The following is a 24169-nucleotide window of genomic DNA, read 5'->3' as shown; positions in this document are numbered from 1 at the left end:
TTCCCTCTTAACCGGCGGCGGTGAGGGTCTGGATGTGCTCCGCCGTCAGGCTCTGCCAGGGCAGCTCCAGCTCTGCCGCGCCGGCGAGGTACTCCTCCCGCCACTGGAGGTATTCACTCTCGTCCACCGGGGGGATCACGCCGTATTCCGTGCCCATGTCCCGGTAGACATAGTAGACGAAGCCGGTGCCGCTGGTGTCGGTGTCCGCCGGGTAGTTCTGGGGCTGGAAGTCCCGGCTCCAGGCGTCCACGGACCCCACGTCTCTGTACAGGTCGCTTTCCGGATTGTAGACGTAGAGGGTATAGGGCCAAAAGTCCCCGGCCAGGCCCTGGTTGTGGGACCAGCCCGCCTGGATGGCGCCGTTGTCGTAGAAGGTCAGGTTGGGAAACTCGGAGAACTGGAGGCGCAGGCCGCCATTCTCGTCGGTGTCATAGATGAGGGCACGCATGCCCGCTACCATGTTGGCAGTGAGGTATTGGATGACCAGCTCCTCACGGCCATCGCCGTCCACGTCGCAGACGGCGAACTGGTTCTCCGCCATGGCCTCCCGCTCTGCCACGGTGCCGATGTAATCCCCAGGGTCGTTGAGGTCGTCCGGCAGACGGTTTTCGTCCAGCAGAGTTTTGAGTACCTGGGCGTAGAGAGCGCGAACGTCCTGATTTTCTTCCGTCAGCGGGGCGGTCTGGAGTTCTGTCACCGCTGTTGGAGCGGATGGGGATGGAGCGGGAGCGGTGTCACAGGCCACCAGGGAGCCGAGCATGCTCACCAGCAGCAGGGCGCACACCAGGGGAAACACGCCCCGACGGCGGGGGGCGGCAAAGAGGTCCTCCAGCCGGCGGCGGAGGACCCGATGGCCGGTGTGGAGCTTTGTGGAGAAATAGGTTTTGGGGACGTTCATGTCAGCCCTCCTTTGCAAGTCGGAAGGATATTCAGTCTGCCGCCGGGGAGGACTGGGGCTCCAGCGGTTGGTCGCCCCAGTCCACCACCGTCCAGGTCTCCCCCTGCCGCAGCAGGAGGATGGGCCAGTCGTGATACAGTGCCTCGGAGGTCGGTATGTCCTGAGGGGTCCAGTCGCAGAAGAGGGGCATCACGTCCTCCCGGGCCGCCTCATAGCCGGTCGAAAGGAGATATTCCTCCCGGCGCTGGCCGGAGTCCACCGGGTCAAACCAGATCTTGTGGGGGAAGCGGGTAAAATCCCAGGCAAAATCGTTCATGGCGTCCCGAAGGGCCGCCAGTATGTCCTCCAGCTCAAAGCCCCAGAAGGGAAGGTCGGTGTCGGGGAGGGGCTCCTCCTCCAGGGGGTAGTAGCGCCGGTGGTTCAGCCGCCAGGCCGCCCGCTCGGTGTCGGCGTCGGTGGAGCTCCCCAGCAGGAAGGTGCGGGTGGGGTCCGGATCGCCGGTGGGGTAGCACAGGAAGATGTGGAGCCCCTCCGGGCTCTCCGCCTGACTGCCGCTGTCCCAGTCCTCATAGGTGTAGGTCAGGGTCCAGGCCTCCACGGTGCGGCCGGTGTCGGAGTAGTCGTAGGCGCCGGTCAGGGTGAGGTCGGTGATCTGGAAGTCGGCGTTGCCGGCTACCTCTGCCGGGAGCACCTGAGACACGTAAGCACGGGCCATACCCGCCGCCGAATTTTCCTCCTGGAAGAGCTTGGTGTCCGCGTAGATCCACTGGGGCTCCGTCCCCAGGGTGGTGGCGGGGTCCCAGTCGCCCCGGATATAGAGGTCCAGGTTCCCCAGGGTGATGACGCCCTTCCGGTCGGCCCAGTAGTTCTCGTAATCCGGGCTTCCGGGGGCTGCAGGCCAGGTCCAGGTCCACGTTCCGTCAGTGTACGCCACTTCGCCGCCGCCGCAGGTGTCCACGCCCTGATAGGTAGTGACGGTGGTGCACAGTACGTGGAGACCGTCGTCAGCGGACCAGGAGAAGGCGTCGCACTGGTCGCCGGAGAGAAAGACCGGCGTTCCGGTCAGCTCCCCGGTGGTCCCGTCGGCGGCCAGGAGCAGGAGATTCCCAAGACCGGCGGCGTGGGGACCGCCGTCGTAGGAGAAGGCGCAGACTGTGTCTCCGTCCGATGTGGTCTCCCACAGCAGCGTCCAGGACTCCCGCTCGTCCCGGTATTCCAGGACCTGGTCCAGAGCTGTCTCGGCTAGGGAGTCGGGGTCAGGCTGCGCAGCGTCTTGTTGGCAGGACACCAGAGCCCCCAGGCAGGCGGTGAGACACAGGGCCAGGATCAGCAGTCCGCCGCCCCGGCCTTTTGCGTGGGCGAACAGGTCGCCCAGCCGGGCCTTCAGCAGGCCCTTCCCACCCCGGAGCTCGGTGGAGAAGACGGTGTGTGGGGCTTTCATTTCCTCCCCTCCTTCAGCTCGTCCAGATAGCGCTGGAGCTCGTCCACTTCGGCGTCATCCAGATCGCCGCCCCGGGCCAGAGAGGCCACGAAGCGTTTCAGAGACTTGCCGAAAACCTTGTCCAGCACGGCGCTGCTCTCGAAGGAAAGGTAGTCGGCCTGGGACACCAGGGGGGCGTACCAGTTGGCCTTCCCCCGCTTCTCACAGGAGACAAAACCCTTTTCACACAGTCGGGAAAGGTAGGTGTTGATGGTATTGGAGGCCCAGCCCTTATCCTTCAGGGCGTGTTCCAGATCGGCCCGGGCGGCGCCCCCCTCCTGGGCCCACAGGGCCTTCATGACCTCCAGCTCGGTATCGGGCAGTCGTTTCATGTGGGGACTCCTTTCTACTTCAAATGTAGTGGTTCTATCCATATACTACATTTGAAGTGGATGAGAGTCAAGTTACAGTGTGGTGACAAAATGAAAAGCGCCGTCCCTCCGTGTTTGGAGGGACGGCGTTCGATTTGAACGGTATCAGGATTTAGAAGAAAGGGCGGCGTCCTCAGAGGAAAGGCCGGCCCGGGCAATGCCACGCCGGAGCCAGTTGCCCCTGGCATAGTAGATGATGTAGAGGATGGAGGTGACGGTCCAACTGATGGGGTAGCTCACCAGGACAGTCTCCAGCATGCGGAAGTGGGGGAGGACCAGCAGCACCCACAGCACACGCAGCACACACACGCCGCTGCAGGTGAGGAGCATGGGCTTGAGGGAGTCTCCGGTGCCCCGGACGGCGCCGGAGAAGATCTCGATGCACACGAAGGTGGCATAGAAAGGGGCGGTGAACCACATGACCTTGTGACCCAGCTCGATGACGGCGGCGTCGTTGGTGAAGAGCCGCAGCAGAGCGGGAGCGGCGCCGCAGAAGAGAAGGCTGATGACGGCGGTGACCGAGAAGGTGACGGCTAGGCAGACCAGTACGCCCTTCTTCACACGGTCGTACTTCCGTGCGCCGAAGTTTTGGCTCACAAAGGTGGTGATGGACACGCCGAAGGCGCCGCTCACCAGCCAGTAGAAGGAGTCCACCTTGCCGAAGGCGGTCCAGGCGGCCACGGTGACGGTACCGAAGGAGTTGATGCAGGACTGGAGGACCATGTTGGAGATGGTGTACATGTTGGACTGGACGCCGGCGGGCAGTCCGATACGAACGATGGCCCGGAGCTTGTCGGGGTGGAAGCGGATCTCCCGGGGCACCACGGCGTAGACGGTGCCGGGCCGCAGCAGGGAGACGGCCACCAGCACGGCGCTCACCACCTGGGACATGACGGTGGCCAGGCCCACGCCCAGCACGTCCAGGTGGAGGACTACCACGAAGAAGAGGTCCAGCACGATGTTGGTGAGACAGGCGGCCATGAGGAAGTAGAGGGGGCGGCGTGTGTCGCCGATGGCCCGGAGGATGCTGGCGCCCATATTGTAGATGAAGGAGGCGATGGAGCCACAGAAGTAGACCCGCAGATAGGTGAGGGCGTAGCCCATCACGTCCTCAGGAGTGCCCATCAGGCCCAGCACCGGGGCCGATACCAGCAGGCCGACGACCGTGACCACCACACCGGCGGCCAGGGCCAGGGCGATGCCGGTGTGGACGGCTTCCCGCAGCTCCTCGCCCTGACGGGCGCCATAGTACTGGGCGATGACCACCGTGGCACCGGAGGAAAGACCCACGAAGAGGTTCACCAGAAAGTTGATGATGACCGCTGTGGGTCCGCCTACGGCTCCAAGGGCGGCGGTGCCCACGAAGTTGCCCACGATGATGGCGTCTACCGTGTTGTAGAGCTGCTGGAAAAAGGTGCCCAGCAGAATGGGAAAGAAAAAGGAGAGCAGAGGCTTGAGGATGGACCCTTCCGTGATCTGGTTCTGCACAGCAGCGCACCTTCCTTACAAAAAGTCCGAAGAAGGAGGGAAAAGGACCCCATCCGAACGGAACGTCAGATGGGGCAAGGCAACTATAACAGGTTCTGGCCGTTGATGTCAAGATGGAAGGTGAGCTGGAAGAACTCCGCTGCCTTCCGGCAGAGGATCATCCGATGGAGGAAGATCTCAAAGTAGTCCATGACGGGACAGACCTGGGTGTTGATGGAGAGGGTCAGGGTGAAGGTGCCCGACTCCCGGTCCAGGCGGGTCACCGACTGCTCCACGGCGTAGTTCACCCGGTCGTGGATGTCGAAGCTGGCAAGATCCTTGTTCCGTACCCGGCTCCGGCGCACGTCTGTCTTGTCGGCCAGGATCAGGGCGGCGGCCACGGCGTTCACCGGGTAGGCGGTGGAGTCATCGTGGTGGCCAATGGCGGTGATGACGGCGGCCACGTCGGCGGGGGGCATGCCCATTTTGTCCAGAATGCGGAAGGCCATCACCGCACCGGTCTGGGCGTGGTCGTTGCGGTTGACCACGTTGCCGATGTCGTGCATGAAGGCGGCAATGCGGCAGAGCTCGATGGTGTGCTCGTCGTAGCCCAGATCCCGCAGCAGGTCGCCGGCGATGGCGGCGCACCGGCCCACATGGGCGTAGCTGTGCTCGGTGAAGCCCAGGGCCAGCAGAGAGGCGTCCGCCTGGGTGATATAGGTTCGAATCTCCTGGGACTGCTTGATGTCCTCATAGGTCACTGCCATGGGGACCACGCTCCTTTCCAATGGCCCGCCGGACTTGCCTGTGCCGCCGGCGGGGGTTATAATGTGGAAAAATCGTGTATCCGCCTGCCGGCGGAGGGAGGAGACGCCAATGATTCGAAAAGCAACTGCCGCCGATCTGGATGCTGTGGCCGCCATCTACGAGGCGGTGCTGGATCGGGAGGAGGCCACCGGCTGCCGCTGGACCAACTGGGAGCGGGGGGTGTACCCCTGCCGGGCCACGGCGGAGAAGGCTCTGAAGGAAAAAACGCTCTATGTGGCGGAGACAGGAGGCAACGTCCTGGGCTGTGCCAACCTCAACCACGTCCAGCCGCCGGAGTACGCCAAGATCCCCTGGACGGTGGCGGCCAAACCCAAAGAGGTGCTGGTCATCCACACCCTGTGCATCCACCCGGACGCCGCCGGCGGCGGGCTGGGGCGGCGGTTCGTGGCCTATGCCGAGGGACTGGCGGTTGGCAAGGGGTGCCGGGCCATGCGGCTGGACACCTACGAGGGGAATGCCCCCGCCGCAGCCTTCTACCCCAAGCTGGGCTACCGGCTGGCGGGAGAGACGGAGTTCTTCTTCGAAGGCTTCCGCCGGGAGACGCTCATCTGCTTCGAAAAGGTCCTCACAAAGGAGAAATAAAGCGGGACACTAAAGACGACCGGAAAAGGGACGCTACCTTTCCGGTCGTCTTTTTACTGTGCGTTTACACAGCAAAATTGGCCATGTGCCGCGTTCAGCAGCACGGGTATGGGATCATTCCGTTACTCCGCCATAGGGGTGGGCCCCATGGCCTCGTGGAGCTCGGGCAGGATGGCGCCGTGGAAGAAGCGCTCGGCATAGCGGTGGAGCTCCTCCAGGGTGCCGGGCACCTTGTCGGCGGTCAGGTTTCCGGTGCGGGAGAGATCCCCGTCCAGGATGAATTTGACCTCCGGGTCCTGCTTGCCGCCGTTGATGAGGCCGGGGCCGGCGTGGATCTTCAGGCGCACGCCCTCCTCCAGGGAAATCTCGGTGTCCAGGGAGGAACGGCCCACCTTGGTCTCGTCCACGTCTGGTTCGCCCAGGATACCCAGGTAGGGAGAGCGGATCAGGTCATCCCAGAGCAGATCCGTGAGGCCCAGCCGCTTTTTGGAGATGGCGTTGAGGTAGCGCAGGCCCACCCGCTGGAAGAAGGCGGGCTTGTAGACCTGGATGAACTGGGCCAGGGGCTTGTCCAGCTTCAGGGCGAAGTCCTCCCAGTTGGTGTAGCGCAGGGTGGACAGGGCGATAAAATCCTTGGTGAGGTTGATCTTCCACAGCCCGTCGGTGGAGATGAAGTTGTGGTTGGAAATGGGGGGCTGAGGTTCCACCTTGGGATTGGGACCGCCGGCCCCGACGATCTTGGGAGGGGCCTGCTCTTTCCGCACGGCGTACCGGGGGAAGTCCTCACGGATGGCCTCCTGGAAATCGGCGGGCTCGCCATTGTTGATGGTGAGGATAGTGGGGAACCGCAGCTGGCAGATGACCTCGATGAGGGGGCTGCGGGCATATTGATAGCGCTGATACTCTGAAAACAGCATAGTGTTTGCTCCTTCCCAAATGCCTCCAACCGGCGGAGGCTTTTCCTCTTTATTGTAAATGCTGCATCACGGTCTGTCAATGACCCGTCACCCTTTGCAGAGAGTCGGAATAGGATGGTCCAGACGGAACATGGAGGGGAGAAACATGAGGAACGAGTGGAACATCTGGGTGGTGGGCGGTGATCTCCGGCAGGTCCGGCTGGCCCAGCTCCTGTGCGAGGAGGGACACACGGTACATACCTGGGCACTGGAGGAGGCGGAGGGGGTGCCGGAGCCGGCGGCCGATCTCACCGGGGCGCGGCTGGCCGACTGCGTGGTGCTGCCGCTGCCGGCAGCGGGGGAGGACGGACGGCTCAATGCTCCCTTCTCCGCCCAAAAGCCGGAGCTGGCGACGGTGCTGGACGCCCTGCGGCCGGGGCAGGTGGTGTGCGCCGGCCGGGCGTCGCCGGAGCTTCTGGCCCTGGCGGAAAAGCGGCAGCTGCGGCTCTTCGACTACTTCCGCCGGGAGGAGCTAGCCGTGGCCAACGCCGTCCCCACCGCTGAGGGAGCGGTGCAGCTGGCCATGGAGGAGCTGCCCATCACCCTACACGGTGCCCGGGTGCTGGTGGTGGGCTTTGGCCGGGTGGGGAAGCTCACCGCCCACCGGTTCTGGGCCCTGGGGGCGCGGGTCAGCGTGGCCGCCCGGAAGTGGGAAGACCTTGCCTGGGCGGAGGCCTACGGCTATGCCCCGGAGCACCTGGAGGGCTTGGACGAGTGCCTGTGCGCCTACGATCTGGTGGTGAACACCGCCCCCGCCCGGGTGCTGGACGCCGCCCGGCTGGCCCAGCTGGAGCCCGACTGCCTGGTCATCGACCTGGCCTCCCGCCCCGGCGGGGTGGACATGGAGGCGGCGTCGGAGCTGGGCGTGCGGGTGATCTGGGCCCTCTCCCTGCCCGGCAAGGTGGCCCCCGTCACGGCGGGCAAGATCCTCCGGGATACCATCTGTCATATTCTCTGTGAGTTAGGAGTCTGAACATGGAACAAGTGCGGGTGGGATTCGCCTTCTGCGGGTCCTTTTGTACATACGACCAGGTGATGCCGGCCCTGGAGCGGGCCAAGGCCAGGTATGGGGATGTGACCCCCATCATCTCGGAGAAAAGCGCCGAGACCGACAGCCGCTTCGGTCCGGCCCACGAGTTCATCCGGGAGATGGAGCGCATCTGCGACAAGCGGGTCATCGACACCATCCCCAAGGCCGAGCCCATCGGCCCCAAAAAACTCCTGGATGTGCTGATCATCGCCCCGTGCACCGGGAGCACCCTGTCCCGGCTGGCCAACGGCATGAGCGACACGTCGGTGACCATGGCGGCCAAGGCCATGTGGCGCAACGGGCGGCCGGTGGTGGTGGCGGTCTCCACCAACGATGGCCTGGCCGGTTCGGCCAAAAACATCGCCGCCCTGCTGGATAAAAAGCACGTCTTTTTCGTCCCCTACCGCCAGGACGACCCGGTGGGGAAGCCCACCTCCTTGGTGGCCGACTTTACAAAGATCAACGACACGGTGGACGCCGCCATCCAGGGGCGGCAGCTCCAGCCGCTGCTGCTGGGTCCGGCGTGAGCCGATCCCGCTGGGCATAAAATCCCCCCTTGGAGCACCTGTTATCAGGCTGCCCCAAGGGGGGATTTTTTAGTACATTATGGACGCCGGCCCAGTTCCTCAGAGATCTGGGCGGCGTACTCGATGGCCAGATGGATGGCCAGGGTGAACTCCGGGGCGGTGGTGCGCCGGAAGAGTCCCACCACCCCCAGGGCGTACTGGAGGGTGCCGCCTAGGCCGAAGATGGGGGCGGACACCGACCGGAGCCCGATGCGGAACTCACCGTCCTCCACGGCGTAGCCCTGGGCACGAATCTTGCGGAGCTCCTCGGCGAGCTGCTCCGGGTCGGTGATGGTGTGGGGTGTGTGGGGAACCGGCGGATAGGCCCGGATGAGCCGGGCCTGCTCGGCCTCGGAGGAGCAGTAGGCCAGGAAGAGTTTGCCCTGTGAGGTGCAGCAGAGGGGGAGACGGCAGCCCACCTCTGAGACGATGCGCAGGCCGCTGCCCTCACTGGACTGGTCTAGAGTCACCGCCTCACCGCCGCTGCGGACGGCCAGGAAGGCGGTGGCGCCGGTGACCGCCGACAGCTTGGCAAGATAGGGGGCGGCCACACCGGTGACATCCCAGGAGGCGCTGACGGCGCAGCCCAGCTCAAAGAGCCGCAGCCCCAGACAGTATCGGCCGTCGGCCTGCTGGGAGACCATGTGGTGCTCCCGCATGGTGGAGAGGAGGCCGTGGATGGTGCTCTTGGGCAGCCCGGAGCGCTGCTCCAGTTCGGAGAGGGTGAGCGGCGATCGGCCTGCCCCCAGCAGCTCCAGCAGCACCATGGCCTTGTCCACCGAGCGGATCTTTTTTCCTCCCTCCATGGGCACGCCTCCTCAGAGCTTGCCGGATCGATGGGCGATCATCTCGGCGGCGATGGAGATGGCGATTTCCTCCGGTGTCTCCCCGCCGATGGGCAGACCGATGGGAGAGTGGACCCGGTCCATATCCGCCTCGGAAAAGCCCAGCCTGGCCAGCTTTTCCCGGGTAGCGGCCACCTTGTGTTTGCTGCCGATGCAGCCCACGTAGGAGGCGGGGGTGGTGAGGACCTGGGCGAGAAGCTCGAAGTCGCTCTGGTGGCCGGGGGTCATGATGACCACATAGTCCCGGTCGGTGATGGTGATGTGGTCGAAGATGTGCCGGTAGTCCCCCAGCACGATGCGGACGGCCTGGGGGAACTGCTCCGGTACGGCGGCCTGGGGGCGGTCGTCGTAGAGGACCACCCGGAACCCAACCTGGGAGAGAACGGGGCAGAGGGCCTTCCCCACGTGGCCGCCACCGAAGAGGTAGACCACACCGGCCTGGACCAGGGGCTCCACATAGAAGGAGGGGTCCTCCTTCCGGAGGACGCCCCGGCTCAGGAGCATGGGGCGCAGGTCCTCCATATGGAGGGCATCGGCGAAGCGAAGACCGTGGGAGGCGTCATAAAGCCCCAGGGACCAGGGTAAGCCCTCCTGGACGGGGGTGATGAGCCACACGTCCTCGTCACAGCGGGTCAGGGCCTCCACAATGGCGTCCAGCACGGGGAGGGCGGCGGCGTCCAGAACCTGGAAGGCCACCGTCACGTTGCCGCCGCAGATCATGCCGATGTCCTGGACCTCGTTGGGGGAGAGGCGGAAGGCGTGGACCAGGGAGGCGCCGCCGGAGCGGAGGAGCTCCCGGGCGTATTCCTGGCTCTTGCGCTCCACGGCGCCGCCGCCGATGGTGCCGGTGGCGGTGCCGTCGGCAAAGACCGCCATTTTTGCGCCCTCTCCCCGGGGGGAGGAGCCGGAGCTGGCCACGATGGTGCAGAGGACGGCCTTTTCACTGTTGAGAAGGGCGTCGCGCAGGGCTTCGAAGAGTGCTTTCATTCCGCTCACCTCACTGGGCCTGCTTGCCGATGGAGTTGGCCACCAGGGCGTCGTACTGCTCTTGGGTCAGTTCACAGTGGTAGAAGAGATCATAGTACCGGGCCACCTCCTCATAGAGATCGTAGTCGGCGGCGTCGGGATAGAGGAGCTTGGCCATCCACATCATGCCCAGATAGCGCTGGACAGAGGGGGGGAAGCCCATCCAGTTGTAGGGGCCCTGGGGGGTCTCATAGTAGTTTCCGCTGGAGATGGCGGTGAGCTGCTGCCAGGTGGGGTCACCGGCCACGGCATCGTAGGCGCTGTCGGGGGCAAAGATGATGTAGTCGGGGTCCCACAGCAGGATCTGCTCCAGTCCCACCTCATTGCCGGTACCCTTGGAGGAGGGGGACTCCACCACCGCCAGATTGTTGGAGAGCAGGTCAATGATTTCGGAGTGGTAGGAGTTCTGGGCGATGACGTTCTGGCCGTCGGGGCCGGTGATGTAGAGAAGATCCACCTTCTCCACGCTGTCGGCGATGGCGGCGGTGCGGTCATAGATCTCCTCGCAGTAGGAGGCCAGGGTCTCGGTCTCCTCCTCCATGCCCACCAGCTCGCCCAGCAGGCGGTAGGCGTCTCCGGTGGTCTGGGTGGTGGCTGTGATGTGGACAAAGGGCACACCGGTCTGCTCCTGAAGGGCGTCCAGGTCCTCCACGATGGTGTCCTTGGGCTCGCCCACATCGATGACCACCTGGGCACCGGAGGAGAGCAGGGTCTCCAGATTCAGCTCCCCCTTGCCGCCGTAAAGCTGGCCCAGCAGGGGCAGGTTGTAGTACGCAGTGTCCAGATAGGCCTCGGCACTCACGTCCCACTCGTTGGCGATGCCCACCAGCTTGTCGGGGCACAGGGCGAAGAGGACGATCTGGGCCAGGGGGCCGGAGACGGCCACCTTGTCGATCTGGGCGGGAAGCTCCACCTCACGGCCCACAGAGTCGGTAAAGATTCGGGTCTCGGAGGTGGCGTCGGTCCCGGCACTCTGTGTCTCCACCGGGGCGGAGGCGTTGGGGGTTGGGGTGGCTGCGGTGCCGCCGCCGCAGGCGCACAGGGAGAGGGTCAGAGACAGGGCCAGCAGGAAAGCAAGAGGCTTTTTTTTCATCGTTCCAAACTCCTTTCAGTTTCCCGGGGAATATCCTTGGCGTCAAAGATCAGGACCGATACCGTTCGATCCACCGGCAGGCGGTAGGGAAATTGGGGGTCATCCTGAGGCTCCAGCCGGGCGCGGACAAAGTCCTCGGTGATGTCGCCGGGATCGGTGTCCTTGCTGTAAAGCCGGAAGAACCGCAGGCCGTCGTCCACACTCTTCAACGGCTGGTCCAGTCGAAGAGCTAGCTCCCGGCGGATAAAGGGGATGCCCAGCTCGGTGAGGCGGCGTTCCAGTTCGGCGCCGCCGTGGCGGCGGTCGGGGATCTTTTCCCGGGAGAAGCGGTGGTGGGTCCACACCGGCTTCACCACCACCGCCTTGCCCCGGCACTGCTGCCGGGCGCAGCGGAGGATCTCCTCCGGGGAGCCGAAGAAGCAGAAGAGCATGGCGTCGTAGGGCTCCTCCGGGGGCTGGGTGAAGAGGTCCCCCTCCCGGATCTCCAGGTTGGAAAAGGTATTTTTTCGACGGAGCACGGATAAAGCCTCAGCAGAGCGGTCGACGGCCACTACCTTTCGGAAATGTGGGGCCAGAGCCAGACTGGCAAAGCCCAGGCCGCAGCCGGCGTCGCAAATGACGGCGTCGGCCGGGATCACTTCGGCCGTTGTCCGGGCGATCTGTTCGTAGAAGTCGGAGCGCTCTGCCGCCGTCTCCATATAGGCCACCATCTCCTCCGTCCAGTGGTACATGTGCCGGCGGACGGGGGAGAGAAGAGTGCCGTGTTCGGTGCGGGTGAAGCGGACGGGGACCTGGTAGAGAGTGTGGAGGAGGGACTCGTTCAGGACCTCCTCCGGGGCTCCATCGGCCAGGATGCGGCCCTGGTGGAGGGCCACCACCCGGTCGGCGTAGAGAAGGGCCAATTGGGGATCATGGCAGGAGAGGAGAATGGTGTAGCCACGCCGGGCCAGCTCCGCCGTCTTGTCCAGTACCCGGACCCGGTTGCCGAAGTCCAGGCTGGAGGTGGGCTCGTCCATGAGGAGGATCTTGGCCTGCTGGGCCAGGGCCCGGGCGATGAGCACCAGCTGCTGCTCGCCGCCGGAGAGCCGCTGGAAATCCCGCTGGGCCAGATCACGGATGCCTACCTGTTCCAGAGCATCCAGGGCGATAGCCTCCTCCCTGGGGCCGGGGTTTGTGAAGGGGGAGAGCCGGTGGTTGGTGCCCATGAGCACCATGTCCAGCACCGGATAGGAGAAGGTGGGGTGGTGGTTTTGGGGGATGTAGGCGATCTCACGGGCCAGAGCTCGGGCGGAGAGGCGCCGGGTGTCCCCGCTTTTGAGGGCAATGGTCCCCTCATAGCCGGGCAGCAGCCCCAGCACGCAGCGGAACAGGGTGGACTTGCCTGCCCCGTTGGCACCCAGGAGAAAGACCAGTTCTCCCACACCCAGGTGGAGGGAGACCCCCTGGAGGATGGGGCGGTCTCCATAGGAAAAGCGCAGATCACGGATGTCCAGCATCAGCGGAACCCTCCTTTCCGCATCATGAGATAGAGGAAGAAGGGGGCGCCGATGAAGGCGGTAAGGATACCGATGGGGATCTCGGTGGCCAGGAGGTTCCGGGACACGTTGTCCACTGCCAGGAGAAAGACGGCGCCGAAGAGCATGGAGGCGGGCATGAGGGCGCGGTAGTCATTGCCCACCAGCCGACGGCCAAGGTGGGGGACCACAAGCCCCACCCAGCCGATCATGCCGGAGACCGAGATAGAGGCGGCGGTGACCAGGGTGGCGCACAGGGCCAGAATGAGGCGCAGCCGGTTGGTGTGGATGCCCATGGTCTTGGCCTCCTCGTCCCCCAGGGTGAGCAGGTTGATCCGCCAGCGCAGGAGAAAGAGGGGGACGAGCCCCAGCGCCATGGAGAAAATCACGTAGGCCACGTCGGCCGTCTTGGTGGCGGAGAGGGAGCCCATGAGCCAGTAGGTGATCTCAGGCAGCTGGTTGGTGGGATCGGCCACCAATTTAATGTAAGAGGTGGCGGAGGTGAAGAGGGAGCTCACCATGATGCCGGCCAGGACCAGGTTGAGCACCCGTTTGCCCGGGGCACGGGCGGCCAGCAGGTAGACCAGGGCCACGGTGAGGATGGAGAAGAAGAAGGCGGAGCCGGTGATGGCCTGGCTGTGTCCACCCAGGAGAATGGCCAGGGCGGCGCCGAAGGCGGCGCCGGAGGAGGCCCCCAAAATGTCGGGGGAGGCCATGGGATTTTGAAAAATGCCCTGGTAGGTGCTCCCCGCCGCCGCCAGGCAGCAGCCCACCAGACAGGCCATGATGATTCGGGGCAGCCGAATCTGCATGACCACCGTCTCCATCTGCCCCGTCCAAGTCACCTCAAGAGGAAAGAGGGGGCCGACGTCCACGCCGGGGAGCCGGTCCAGCAGTCCGCCCAGAGCGGCACCCAGACGGTAGAGGAGGATCCGCACCACCTGCCCCAGAGGGACGCCGTACCGGCCCAGGCAGAAGGAGAGGAGGAAGACCGCCAGAAGCAGAGCGCCCAAGGCGGCCAGTTTCCCGGCGGCGTTCTGCCGGGAGGGGCTGAGGGTCTTGCTGTGTTGTTCCATTGGCAGGCACCACGCAAACAAAAATTCTAGTTTGAAATGAGTGTAGCAAATTTGCGGAAGGCTGACAAGTAGAGCGTTCGACTATAAAAAATATTTGTTCGATATTATCGAATTTATAATACTTGCAGAAGATAAAAATATTTTGAGAGAAAATGGCGGAGAAAATTGCAAAACAGATCATATTAGGACATATTTAAATGAAAATTGGAATCATGAGCAGAGACGGAGAGAGGGACAGCGGCAGAATGTGGGAAAACACAACACAGAGTATGGTGATTATCCACAAAAAATGGTCCTTAAAATTGGGAGCCGACTGGGAAAAACGGCTTGCATTTTTGGGAGGCGGGTAGTATGATGTGCTTGCAATAAATAAATTTAAGCAATAAAAACTTTTTGTGAGGCGGAGAACCATGATGAAGCAACAGGCAGGGACCGGCAGTGTATTCAGCTTTGAAGGTGTCCCTTCCGCTGGTCAGATGATTCCCCTTGGTTTCCAGCACATGGTAGCCGCCGTGGTGGGCATCATTACCCCGGCCATCCTCATTGCGGATACCTGCGGCCTGACTGCCGAGGAGCGGACCCTGATGATTCAGGTTTCCCTGATTCTGACGGCGGTGGCCACCCTTTTGCAGCTTTTTCCCATCTTTGGACGCATCGGCTCCCGGCTGCCCGTGATCATGGGCATCAGCTTCGCCTACATCCCCACCCTCCAGGCCATCGGTGGAGAATTTGACCTGGCTACCATTTTGGGCGCTGAGATCGTGGGCGGCTGCGTGGCCATCCTCTTCGGCATCTTTGTCAAATGGATCCGTCCCCTCTTCCCGCCCCTGGTCACCGGTACGGTGATCTTCACCATCGGCCTGTCCCTTTATCCCACCGCCGTGCGGTACATGGCCGGCGGCAACGCCACCAGTGAGTGGTTCGGCAACCCCCGGAGCTGGGCGGTGGCCCTCATCACCCTGGCTGTGGTGGTTTTCCTCAACAACTTCACCAAGGGCATCCTGAAGCTGGCCTCCATCCTCATCGGCATGGTGGTGGGCTATGTCATCGCCTACTTCCTGGGCATCGTGGACCTCTCTGGAGTGAGCGGCGCGGCCTGGTTTGCCCTGCCCCAGTTCATGCCCTTTGAGATCAAGTTTGTCCCCTCTGCCTGCGTCTCCCTGGCCATCGTGTATGTGGTCAACGCGGTGCAGACCATCGGCGACCTGAGCTCCACCACCATGGGCGGCATGGACCGTCTGCCCACCGACAAGGAGCTCTCCGGCGGCATCATCGGCCAGGGCGTCATGAGCATTGTGGGCGCCTTCTTCGGCGGCCTGCCCACCGCCTCTTACAGCCAGAACGTGGGCATCGTCACGGTGAACCGGGTCATCAACCGGGCTGTCTTCACCCTGGTTGCCGGTGTGCTGCTGGTGGCCGGACTGGTGCCAAAGTTTGCCTCCATCCTCACCACCATTCCCCAGTGTGTCATCGGCGGCGCCACCATCTCGGTCTTTGCCACCATTACCATGACCGGTATCCGCATGATCACCGAGGGCGGCTTCACCCCCCGGAAGAGCTCCGTGGTGGGTCTCTCCGTGGCCCTGGGCGTTGGTATCACCCAGCCGGGGAAATGGCTGCCTGGCCGGCAGCCATTTCCCCGGCTGGGTGTCCACCGTGTTCGGCTCCTCCTCCGTGGTGGTGGCCACCATTATGGCCATCCTCCTCAATCTGATCCTTCCCAAGGAGCCCGAAACCAAGAAGTGAGCAAAAAGAACCCGGCGGCTGTAGCCGCCGGGTTCCTTCTGAGTCCTTACTTTTCCGAGGCCGATTTGGCCTCATCGATGTAGCTATATAAGGTGTACTTGGAGATGCCGAAGTACTTACACACCTTGTAGCCCGACTTGGTGATGAGGAAGGCGCCGGTGTCGTTGAGGAACTGGATGGCCTTCACCTTGTCCTCCTTGTTCATGAGGGCCACCGGCTTGCCCACCAGCTTGACGCTCTGCTCAATGAGCTCGTCCAGCAGGTCGGCCACGTTCCGGGAGATGTGCTCCGGCTCCTCCTGGGGGAGGTCGGTGGCGGTGAAGCTCTTCAGCACGTCCTCCATGGCCAGCATGAGGGTGATGTCGTAGTTGATGGCGAAAATGCCGATGGCCTTGCCGTCATCGTCCCGGAGGTAGATGGTGCTGGACTTGAGGATCTTGCCGTCCTCCGACTTGGTGAGGTAGCTCAGCCGGTCCTCCGGTACCGCGCCCCCGTCCCGCAGGGCCTCCAGCACCACATGAGAGGGACCGTCTCCCACCCGGCGGCCGGAGACATGACCGTTCTCAATGGCCACGATGGAGGTCTCCGGGTCGTTGGAGGCCAGGTCGTGGACCACCACCTCACAGTTTGGGCCGAACTGCCGGGCGATGCCCTTGGCCAGCTGGAGACAGAATTCCAGATTGGACGCTTGCATAGCGAACCACCTTTCCCGCAAAATCATTTCTGTTCCTATTATATCCGTTCCAAGAAAGGATTTCAACAAAAAGTCAGGGACCCAAATTATTTTTGATTTTTCTCTTGCGCTGCAGGTGAAAATGTGATAAAGTGAATACGGCAGAAGGGAAAGCCTTGTGCACAACTGACAATTCAAGCTGTAACGAAGTGCTGCGCGCACGGGCTGGTGTTCATTCTGAAAAGAATGGGCACCTTTTGTTTTAAATGGAAAATGTTAACCGGGGGAAAGACCCGGAAATCGGATAGGAGGAGAGGCACATGCTTCTGATCGGAAACGGAAGGCTCATCACCAGAGATCCCGCCCTGCCCTACCTGGCGGACGGCGCCGTGGCGGTGGAGGGAGAGGTCATCAAGGAAGTGGGTACCCTGGCCGACCTGAAGGCCAAGTACCCCGACGCCCAGTTTGTGGACGCCAAGGGCGGTGTCATCATGCCCGGCCTCATCAACGCCCACACCCACATCTACTCCGGCCTGGCCCGCGGCCTGGCCATCGAGGGCAACAATCCCACCAACTTCCTGGAGGTGCTGGAGGGGACCTGGTGGAACATCGACCGCCACCTGACCCTGGACGGCACCCGCGCCAGCGCCTACGCCACCGTGCTGGACTGCATCCGGGACGGCGTCACCACCATCTTCGACCACCACGCCTCCTTCTGCGAGATCCCCGGCTCCCTCTTCGCCATCAAGGACGTGTGCCAGGAGCTGGGCATGCGCGCCTGCCTGTGCTACGAGGTCAGCGAGCGGGACGGGGAGGAGAAGACCCTCCAGTCCATTCAGGAGAACGCCGACTTTGCCAAGTGGGCCAAGGACGCCAATGACGACATGATCAAGGCCATGTTCGGCGGTCACGCCCTCTTCACCATCTCGGACAAGGCCTTTGAGAAGATGGTGGAGGCCAACAACGGCATGACCGGCTTCCACATCCACGTGGCCGAGGGTATGAACGACGTCTACGACTCCCTCCGGAATTACGGCTGCCGCCCGGTGAACCGCCTCCTCTACAACGGCATCTTGGGTGACAAGACCCTGCTGGGCCACTGCATCCACATCTCTCCCGCCGAGATGGACATTATTAAAGAGACGGGGACCATGGTGGTCAACAACCCCGAGTCCAACATGGGAAACGCCGTGGGCTGCTCTCCTGTCCTCCAGATGTTCCAGAAGGGCATCACCGTGGGCATGGGCACCGACGCCTACACCCACGACATGCTGGAGAGCCTGAAGGTCTTCCTCATCATCCAGCGTCACAACGCCGCCCTGCCCAACGTGGCCTGGTGCGAGTGCATGGATATGCTCTTCAAGAACAACGCCGCCATCGCCGCCAAGTACTTTGAGAAGCCCCTGGGCATCCTGAAGCCCGGCGCCGCCGCCGACGTCATCGTCATGGACTACAAGCCCTTCACCCCCTTCTCGGAGGAGAACATCGACGGCCACATGCTCTTCGGTATGATGGGCAAGAACTGCCGCACCACCATCATCAACGGCAAGGTCCTCTACCAGGATCGTGAGTTTGTCGGCATCGATGAAGAGAAGATCAACGCCTGGACCATAGAGCAGAGCAAGAAGCTGTGGGGCGAGCTGAACCACCGGACCTATTAAAAGGCCGGAGCCCTGAAATAATTGTTGGAGGTCATTCCTATGAGTGATATCATGCGCCCCATTCCCTTTGCCCAGCTGATGGACTGGGTCCTCACCGAGTACCAGGAGCGCGGCAGCATCTTCGGTGTGAGCAAGCTGGTCCGCCACGAAAACGGCCAGGCCCTGCCCATCTTTGCCGAGAAGATCGAGTCCCCCTACGGCCCCGCCGCCGGCCCCAACACCCAGCTGGCCCAGAACATCATCGCCTCCTACGCCGCCGGCGCCCGGTTCTTCGAGCTCAAGACGGTGCAGATCATGGACGGCGAGGAGCTTTCCAAGTGTGTGGCCAAGCCCTGTATCACCGCCGGTGACGAGTGCTATAACTGCGAGTGGTCCACCGAGCTCACCGTGCCCCAGGCCTACGACGAGTATGTGAAGGCCTGGTTCGCCTGCAAGCTCCTCTCCAAGGAGCTGGGCCTGGGCGATCCCGACGGCTTCGTGTTCAACATGTCGGTGGGCTACGACCTGGCCGGCATCAAGAGCGAAAAGGTGGACAAATACATCGAGGGCATGAAGGACGCCTCCGGCTCCGCTGTGTGGAGCGAGTGCATGGACTGGGCCCTGGCCAACCTGGGCAAGTTCCAGAAGGTGGACGAGGCCTACGTGAAGGCTGTCAGCCCCAAGGTCTCCGCCTCCATCACCGAGTCCACCCTCCACGGCTGCCCCCCCGACGAGATCGAGCGCATCGCCACCTACCTCATCACCGAGAAGGGTCTCAACACCTACGTCAAGTGCAACCCCACCCTCCTGGGCTACGAGTTCGCCTGGCAGCGGCTGGACTCCCTGGGCTTTGACTACATCGTCTTTGACGACCGCCACTTCCTGGAGGACCTCCAGTGGGCCGACGCCGTGCCCATGTTCCGCCGCCTGATGGCCCTGTGCGCCGAGCGCGGCCTGGAGTTCGGCGTGAAGCTCACCAACACCTTCCCCGTGGACGTGGCCGCCGGGGAGCTGCCCAGCCAGGAGATGTATATGTCCGGCCGGTCCCTCTTCCCCCTGACCATCTCCCTGGCCCGGAAGGTGGCCGAGGAGTTTGACGGCAAGCTGCGCATCTCCTACTCCGGCGGCGCCGACCTCCACAACATCAAGGACCTCTTTAACGCCGGCATCTGGCCCATCACCATGGCCACCACCATCCTCAAGCCCGGCGGCTACCAGCGCATGAGCCAGATGGGCGAGCTCCTCATGGACTGCGGCAGCGCCCCCTTCGCCGGTATCGACGTCTCCGCCGTGGCCGCCCTGGCCGACGGTGTGGAGAAGACCGAGCTCTACCGCAAGCCCATCAAGCCCCTGCCCCAGCGGAAGATGAACAAGAAGGTCCCCCTCATCGACTGCTTCTCCGCCCCCTGCCGCAACGGCTGCCCCATCGAGCAGGACATCCCCGCCTACCTGATGGCCACCAGCCAGGGCAAGTACCAAGAGGCCCTGGAGATCATCACCCGCCGCAACGCCCTGCCCTTCATCACCGGCACTATCTGCCCCCACCACTGCGCCGACAAGTGTATGCGCAACTACTATGAGGAGTCCGTCCGCATCCGGAACGTGAAGCTCCAGGCCGCCCAGGGCGGCTACGATGCCCTGCTGCCCACCCTGAAGGCCGAGGCCCCCGTGGCAGGCAAAAAGGTGGCCGTGGTGGGCGGCGGCCCCGCCGGTCTCTCCGCCGCCTTCTTCCTCTCCCGTGCCGGGGTGGACGTCACCGTCTTTGAGCGCAAGGACGACCTGGGCGGCATCGTCCGCCACGTCATCCCCGAGTTCCGTGTCGGCAAGGAGGCCATCGACAAGGATGTGGCCCTCTGCAAGGCCTACGGCGCCAAGTTCGAGCTGGGCGTGGACGTGAAGTCTGCCGAGGAGCTCAAGGCCAAGGGCTTCACCCATGTCATCTTTGCCACCGGCGCCTGGAAGCCCGGCGCCGCCGGCCTGGACTACGGCGAGGAGGTCAACGTCATCTCCTTCCTGGAGCAGGCCAAGAAGAGTCCCGAGAGCCTGAAGCTGGGCACCGACGTGGTGGTCATCGGCGGCGGCAACACCGCCATGGACGCCGCCCGGGCCGCCAAGCGCATCCCCGGCGTGGAGCACGTCCGGCTGGTCTACCGCCGCACCAAGCGGTACATGCCCGCCGACGAGGAGGAGCTGGCCCTGGCCATCGCTGACGGCGTGGAGTTCATGGAGCTGCTGGCCCCCGTGGGCGTGAAGGACGGCGTCCTCACCTGCTCCGTCATGGAGCTGGGCGCCCCCGATGCCTCTGGCCGCCGCTCTCCTGTGGACACCGGCAAGACCACTCAGATCCCCGCCACCGCCGTCATCACCGCCGTAGGCGAGCACGTGGAGGAGGCCCCCTTCACCAATAGCGGCGTAGCCCTGGACAAGAAGGAACGCCCCGTGGTGGACGAGGCCATGGCTACCGGTGTGGAGGGTGTCTACGCCGTGGGCGACGCCCGGAGAGGCCCTGCCACCGTGGTGGAGGCCATCGCCGACGCCGCCAAGGCCGCCCAGGCCATTGTGGAATTGGAACTTGATAAGTATACCCAGCGGAATATCAATGCAGACTATAACAAACCGTTGAGCAAAAAGGGCGACCTGTGCGCCGACTGCGACACCTGTGCCGACACCCGCTGCCTGGGCTGCCCCACGGTGTGCGAGGTGTGCGCCGACGTCTGTCCCAACCGGTCGAACGTGACCGTGGCGGTGCCCGGCAAGCGGCAGCGGCAGATCGTCCACGTGGACGGCATGTGCAACGAGTGCGGCAACTGCGGCACCTTCTGCCCCTACGACAGCCGGCCCTACAAGGACAAATTCACCCTCTTCTGGAGCAAAGAGGATTTTGACAACAGTGAGAACGAGGGCTTCCTGCCCCTGGAGGGCAGCAAGAGCCTGGTCCGTCTGGACGGCCAGACGGCGGAGTACGACACCGCCGACGCCGGCTGCGGCCTGCCCGAGGACATCCGGGTCCTCATCCAGACGGTGCGGAGCGACTACAGCTATCTGGTGAAATAAGAAAAGAGGAATGGGAAATGCAGGAGAAGGCGACCCTCAAACGGTATGGGATCTTTCTGATGGGTGTATTGATCTGCGCGATGGGGATCGCCTTTCTCTCACGCTCGGCTCTGGGCACATCGCCCCTCTCCAGCGTGTCCTTTGTGCTCTACCTGTCCACCGGCGTCTCCGCCGGGCTCTACACCTTCGCCTGCAACATGTTTTTCCTGGCGGTGGATGTGATCCTGACCCGGCGGTTCGGCTGGATGCAGTGGCTTCAGATCCCGGCCACCTTTGTGTTCAGCCTGTGTATCGACCTGTGGCTGGCCGTCATCCCCACCCAGCTAAACGGCCCCATTTCTCTCAAAGTGCTCTACCTCGTCCTGGGCTGCCCCATCATGGCCCTGGGCATCACCCTGGAGGTGCTGGCCAACGTGACCATCCTGCCCGGCGAGGGTATCGTCAAGACCCTGGCCGCCAAGGGCGGCTGGGAGTTCGGCAACGTGAAGGTGGCCTTCGTTTGCACCCTCACCGCCATCGCGTCGGTCATCGCTTTCATTACCTTCGGCCGGCTCAACGGCGTGGGCATCGGCACCCTGGTGTCCGCCCTGGCGGTGGGCCAGCTGGTAAAGCTCTATTCCCGCTGCATCAAGCGCTCTGCTGCCCGGCGGGCGGGCGGCGGGGCCGTCCAATGAACCACCCTGCGACAGGAGGAAACTATCATGGCTGAGACATATAGCTTTACGGTCAACGGCGTCCTGCGGGAGACAGAGGAGGAAAAGCCCCTCCTGCGCTACCTTCGGGATGACCTGGGTCTCACCTCGGTGAAGGACGGGTGCAGCGAAGGTGCCTGCGGCACCTGCACCATCATCGTGGACGGCAAGGCGGTGCGCTCCTGCATCCTCACCACCAAGAAGGCGGTGGGGAAGAATATCCTCACTGTGGAGGGCCTCACCGAGGCCGAGCAGGAGGCCTTCGTCTATGCCTTCGGTAAGGTGGGCGCCGTCCAGTGCGGTTTCTGCATCCCCGGCATGGTCCTCTCGGGCAAGGCCCTGCTGGACCAGGTCCCCGACCCCACTGAGGAGCAGATCAAGCAGGCCATCCGGGGCAACGTGTGCCGCTGCACCGGCTACAAGAAGATCATCGAGGGCATCACCCTGGCCGGAGCCATCCTCCGGGGGGAGGCGTCCGTCGACCCCGAGCTGGAGAAGGGCGACACCTACGGCGTGGGCGACCGGGCCTTCCGCACCGACGTCCGGGACAAGGTTCTGGGCAAGGGCGAGTACGTGGACGACGTCCACATGGAGGGTATGGTCCACGCCTCCGCCGTCCGCTCCCAGTATCCCCGTGCCCGGGTGCTGGACATCGACGCCAGCGCCGCCCTGGCCCTGCCCGGCGTGCTGGCCGTCCTCACCGCCGACGATGTGCCTAACAACAAGGTGGGCCACATCCAGCAGGACTGGGACGTGATGATCGCCAAGGGGGACGTCACCCGCTGCGTGGGCGACGCCATCTGCCTGGTGGTGGCCGAGACCGAGGAGATCCTCAAAGAGGCCAAGAAGCTGGTCAAGATCGACTACGAGCCCCTGGAGCCGGTGCGGAACATCCACGAGGCCATGGCCGAGAATGCCCCAAAGCTCCACCCCAACGGCAATCTGTGCCAGTCCCGGCACGTGACCCGGGGCGACGCCAAGGCCGCCCTGGCCAAGTCCAAGTACGTGGTCACCCAGAGCTACTGCACCCCCTTCACCGAGCACGCCTTCCTGGAGCCGGAGTGCGCCCTGGCCTTCCCCTACAAGGACGGCGTGAAGGTGTACACCTCCGACCAGGGCGTCTACGACACCCGGAAGGAGATCTCCATCATGCTGGGCTGGGACCCGGACCGCATCGTGGTGGAGAACAAGCTGGTGGGCGGCGGCTTCGGCGGCAAGGAGGATGTGTCCGCCCAGCATATCGCCGTGCTGGCGGCCCTGAAGGTGAACCGGCCCGTGAAGGTGAAGTTCTCCCGGCAGGAGTCCATCAACTTCCACCCAAAGCGCCACTATATGGAGGGTACCTTCACTCTGGGCTGCGACGAGAACGGCATCTTCACCGGCCTGGACTGCGAGATCTATTTCGACACCGGCGCCTACGCCTCCCTGTGCGGCCCGGTGCTGGAGCGGGCCTGCACCCACTCGGTGGGTCCCTACTGCTACCAGAACACCGACATCCGGGGCTATGGCTACTACACCAACAATCCGCCCGCCGGTGCCTTCCGTGGCTTCGGCGTGTGCCAGAGCGAGTTCGCCCTGGAGTCCAACATCAACCTGCTGGCCGAGAAGGTGGGCATCTCCCCCTGGGAGATCCGCTACCGCAACGCCATTGAGCCGGGGAAGGCGCTGCCCAACGGCCAGATCGCCGACTGCTCCACCGCCCTGAAGGAGACCCTGCTGGCCGTCAAGGAGGCCTATGACGCCCATCCCGGCCGGGCGGGCATTGCCTGCGCCATGAAGAACACCGGCGTGGGTGTGGGCCTCCCCGACAAGGGCCGGTGCAAGCTGGTGGTGAAGGACGGGGTGGTGGAGCTCTACTCCGCTGCCTCAGACATCGGCCAGGGCTGTGCCACCGTGTTCCTCCAGGTGCTGGGTGAGACCCTGGGCCTGGGCCGGGAGCAGATGCGCAACATGGGTGCCAACTCCGAGGTGGCCCCTGACTCCGGCACTACCTCCGGTTCCCGCCAGACCCTCCTCACCGGCGAGGCCGTGCGCATGGCCGCTGCTGACCTAAAGAAGGACCTGGACGCCGCCGGGGGAGACCTCCGCGCCCTGGAAGGGAAGGAGTACTTTGCCGAGTTCTTCGACCCCACCGACAAGCTGGGCTCCGACAAGCCCAACCCCAAGAGCCACGTGGCCTACGGCTTCGCCACCCACGTGGTCATCCTGGACGATGACGGCAAGGTCAAAGAGGTCTGGGCCGCCCATGACTCGGGCAAGGTGGTCAATCCCACCTCCATCCAGGGCCAGATCGAGGGCGGCGTCCTCATGGGCCTGGGCTACGCCCTCACCGAGGACTTCCCCCTAAAGGACTGCGTCCCCCAGGCCAAGTTCGGAACTCTGGGTCTCATGCGCGCCCATCAGATCCCCGACATCCACGCCATCTATGTGGAGAAGGAGGAGCTCCTCCCCTTCGCCTATGGCGCCAAGGGCATCGGTGAGATCGCCACCATTCCCACCGCCCCCGCCGTGCAGGGAGCCTACTACGCCATGGACCATGTGCTGCGCACCAAACTGCCTATGGAGAACACCTTCTATAAGCCGTCGAAAAAGTGACCCGACACCCCCGCTCCGCCCCGGCGCAGCGGGGGTG

At 63.7% G+C, this 24169-nt stretch carries 20 protein-coding genes; 8 read left to right on the top strand and 12 right to left on the bottom strand.

Features of this window, described 5'->3' with window-relative positions; all coding sequences use genetic code 11:
* Positions 1-7: 7 nt before the first annotated feature.
* From E0E29_RS13845 to E0E29_RS13825, 5 genes are all read right to left on the bottom strand, one after another.
* Positions 8-898: a hypothetical protein gene (locus E0E29_RS13845; protein WP_130850338.1), complete on the bottom strand. Its 891-nt coding sequence runs from the start codon at positions 896-898 to the stop codon at positions 8-10.
* Between the two features lie 31 nt (positions 899-929).
* Positions 930-2339, bottom strand: coding sequence for a hypothetical protein (locus E0E29_RS13840; RefSeq protein ID WP_130850337.1), 1410 nt, complete (start codon positions 2337-2339; stop codon positions 930-932).
* Positions 2336-2710: a BlaI/MecI/CopY family transcriptional regulator gene (locus tag E0E29_RS13835; protein ID WP_130850336.1), complete on the bottom strand. Its 375-nt coding sequence runs from the start codon at positions 2708-2710 to the stop codon at positions 2336-2338. Before E0E29_RS13835 ends, E0E29_RS13840 begins: the two co-directional genes overlap by 4 nt.
* 144 nt (positions 2711-2854) lie before the next feature.
* The gene (locus E0E29_RS13830; protein WP_130850335.1) at positions 2855-4237 is read right to left on the bottom strand and encodes an MATE family efflux transporter; all 1383 of its coding nucleotides are present in this window, start codon (positions 4235-4237) and stop codon (positions 2855-2857) included.
* Positions 4238-4320: 83 nt separating this feature from the next.
* Positions 4321-4983, bottom strand: coding sequence for an HD domain-containing protein (locus E0E29_RS13825; RefSeq protein WP_130850334.1), 663 nt, complete (start codon positions 4981-4983; stop codon positions 4321-4323).
* Positions 4984-5092: 109 nt separating this feature from the next.
* On the opposite strand from E0E29_RS13825, the gene E0E29_RS13820 reads away from it, so the two are divergent.
* Positions 5093-5626, top strand: a complete 534-nt coding sequence (locus E0E29_RS13820) for a GNAT family N-acetyltransferase (protein WP_165449912.1) — start codon at positions 5093-5095, stop codon at positions 5624-5626.
* Positions 5627-5748: 122 nt separating this feature from the next.
* On the opposite strand, the gene E0E29_RS13815 is transcribed toward E0E29_RS13820, so the two are convergent.
* Positions 5749-6543, bottom strand: coding sequence for a TIGR04255 family protein (locus E0E29_RS13815; protein ID WP_130850332.1), 795 nt, complete (start codon positions 6541-6543; stop codon positions 5749-5751).
* Positions 6544-6688: 145 nt separating this feature from the next.
* On the opposite strand from E0E29_RS13815, the gene dpsA reads away from it, so the two are divergent.
* Entirely contained in the window at positions 6689-7555 is an 867-nt protein-coding gene (gene dpsA / locus E0E29_RS13810) for a dipicolinate synthase subunit DpsA (RefSeq protein WP_242622510.1), read from the top strand.
* A gap of 2 nt (positions 7556-7557) precedes the next feature.
* Positions 7558-8139 (top strand): dipicolinate synthase subunit B, encoded by a 582-nt coding sequence (locus tag E0E29_RS13805; RefSeq protein ID WP_130850330.1) that lies wholly within the window; start codon positions 7558-7560, stop codon positions 8137-8139.
* Between the two features lie 77 nt (positions 8140-8216).
* Here the strand turns inward: E0E29_RS13805 and E0E29_RS13800 are convergent, their stop codons facing one another.
* Genes E0E29_RS13800 through E0E29_RS13780 form a run of 5 tightly spaced genes read right to left on the bottom strand, consistent with a single transcriptional unit; the run spans position 8217 to position 13732 of the window.
* Complete coding sequence (locus tag E0E29_RS13800; RefSeq protein WP_130850329.1) at positions 8217-8984, bottom strand: IclR family transcriptional regulator; 768 nt, start codon at positions 8982-8984, stop codon at positions 8217-8219.
* A gap of 12 nt (positions 8985-8996) precedes the next feature.
* Positions 8997-10010: a xanthine dehydrogenase accessory protein XdhC gene (gene xdhC / locus E0E29_RS13795; protein WP_130850328.1), complete on the bottom strand. Its 1014-nt coding sequence runs from the start codon at positions 10008-10010 to the stop codon at positions 8997-8999.
* 10 nt (positions 10011-10020) lie between these two features.
* Complete coding sequence (locus tag E0E29_RS13790; RefSeq protein WP_130850327.1) at positions 10021-11142, bottom strand: ABC transporter substrate-binding protein; 1122 nt, start codon at positions 11140-11142, stop codon at positions 10021-10023.
* Positions 11139-12638, bottom strand: a complete 1500-nt coding sequence (locus E0E29_RS13785) for an ATP-binding cassette domain-containing protein (RefSeq protein ID WP_130850326.1) — start codon at positions 12636-12638, stop codon at positions 11139-11141. Before E0E29_RS13785 ends, E0E29_RS13790 begins: the two co-directional genes overlap by 4 nt.
* Complete coding sequence (locus E0E29_RS13780; RefSeq protein ID WP_130850325.1) at positions 12638-13732, bottom strand: FecCD family ABC transporter permease; 1095 nt, start codon at positions 13730-13732, stop codon at positions 12638-12640. Before E0E29_RS13780 ends, E0E29_RS13785 begins: the two co-directional genes overlap by 1 nt.
* Before the next feature lie 410 nt (positions 13733-14142).
* On the opposite strand from E0E29_RS13780, the gene E0E29_RS13775 reads away from it, so the two are divergent.
* Entirely contained in the window at positions 14143-15561 is a 1419-nt protein-coding gene (locus E0E29_RS13775) for a uracil-xanthine permease family protein (protein WP_423202449.1), read from the top strand.
* Here the strand turns inward: E0E29_RS13775 and E0E29_RS13770 are convergent.
* Complete coding sequence (locus tag E0E29_RS13770) at positions 15525-16172, bottom strand: helix-turn-helix transcriptional regulator (protein ID WP_130850324.1); 648 nt, start codon at positions 16170-16172, stop codon at positions 15525-15527. The genes E0E29_RS13775 and E0E29_RS13770 overlap by 37 nt on opposite strands.
* A 299-nt stretch (positions 16173-16471) precedes the next feature.
* On the opposite strand from E0E29_RS13770, the gene ssnA reads away from it, so the two are divergent.
* From ssnA to xdh, 4 genes are read left to right on the top strand one after another with little or no spacing between them, the layout of a single operon-like run.
* Positions 16472-17812 (top strand): putative aminohydrolase SsnA, encoded by a 1341-nt coding sequence (ssnA, locus tag E0E29_RS13765; protein ID WP_130850323.1) that lies wholly within the window; start codon positions 16472-16474, stop codon positions 17810-17812.
* Positions 17813-17851: 39 nt separating this feature from the next.
* Positions 17852-20845: a putative selenate reductase subunit YgfK gene (gene ygfK / locus E0E29_RS13760; protein WP_130850322.1), complete on the top strand. Its 2994-nt coding sequence runs from the start codon at positions 17852-17854 to the stop codon at positions 20843-20845.
* A 17-nt stretch (positions 20846-20862) separates the two neighbouring features.
* Entirely contained in the window at positions 20863-21519 is a 657-nt protein-coding gene (locus E0E29_RS13755; protein ID WP_242622509.1) for a YczE/YyaS/YitT family protein, read from the top strand.
* A gap of 27 nt (positions 21520-21546) precedes the next feature.
* Entirely contained in the window at positions 21547-24132 is a 2586-nt protein-coding gene (gene xdh / locus E0E29_RS13750) for a selenium-dependent xanthine dehydrogenase (protein ID WP_130850320.1), read from the top strand.
* The last annotated feature ends 37 nt before the right edge of the window (positions 24133-24169 follow it).

The sequence above is a fragment of the Intestinimonas timonensis genome, from assembly GCF_900626145.1.
Lineage (GTDB): Bacteria > Bacillota > Clostridia > Oscillospirales > Oscillospiraceae > Intestinimonas > Intestinimonas aquisgranensis.
This window is presented reverse-complemented; position numbering and strand designations above follow the sequence as displayed.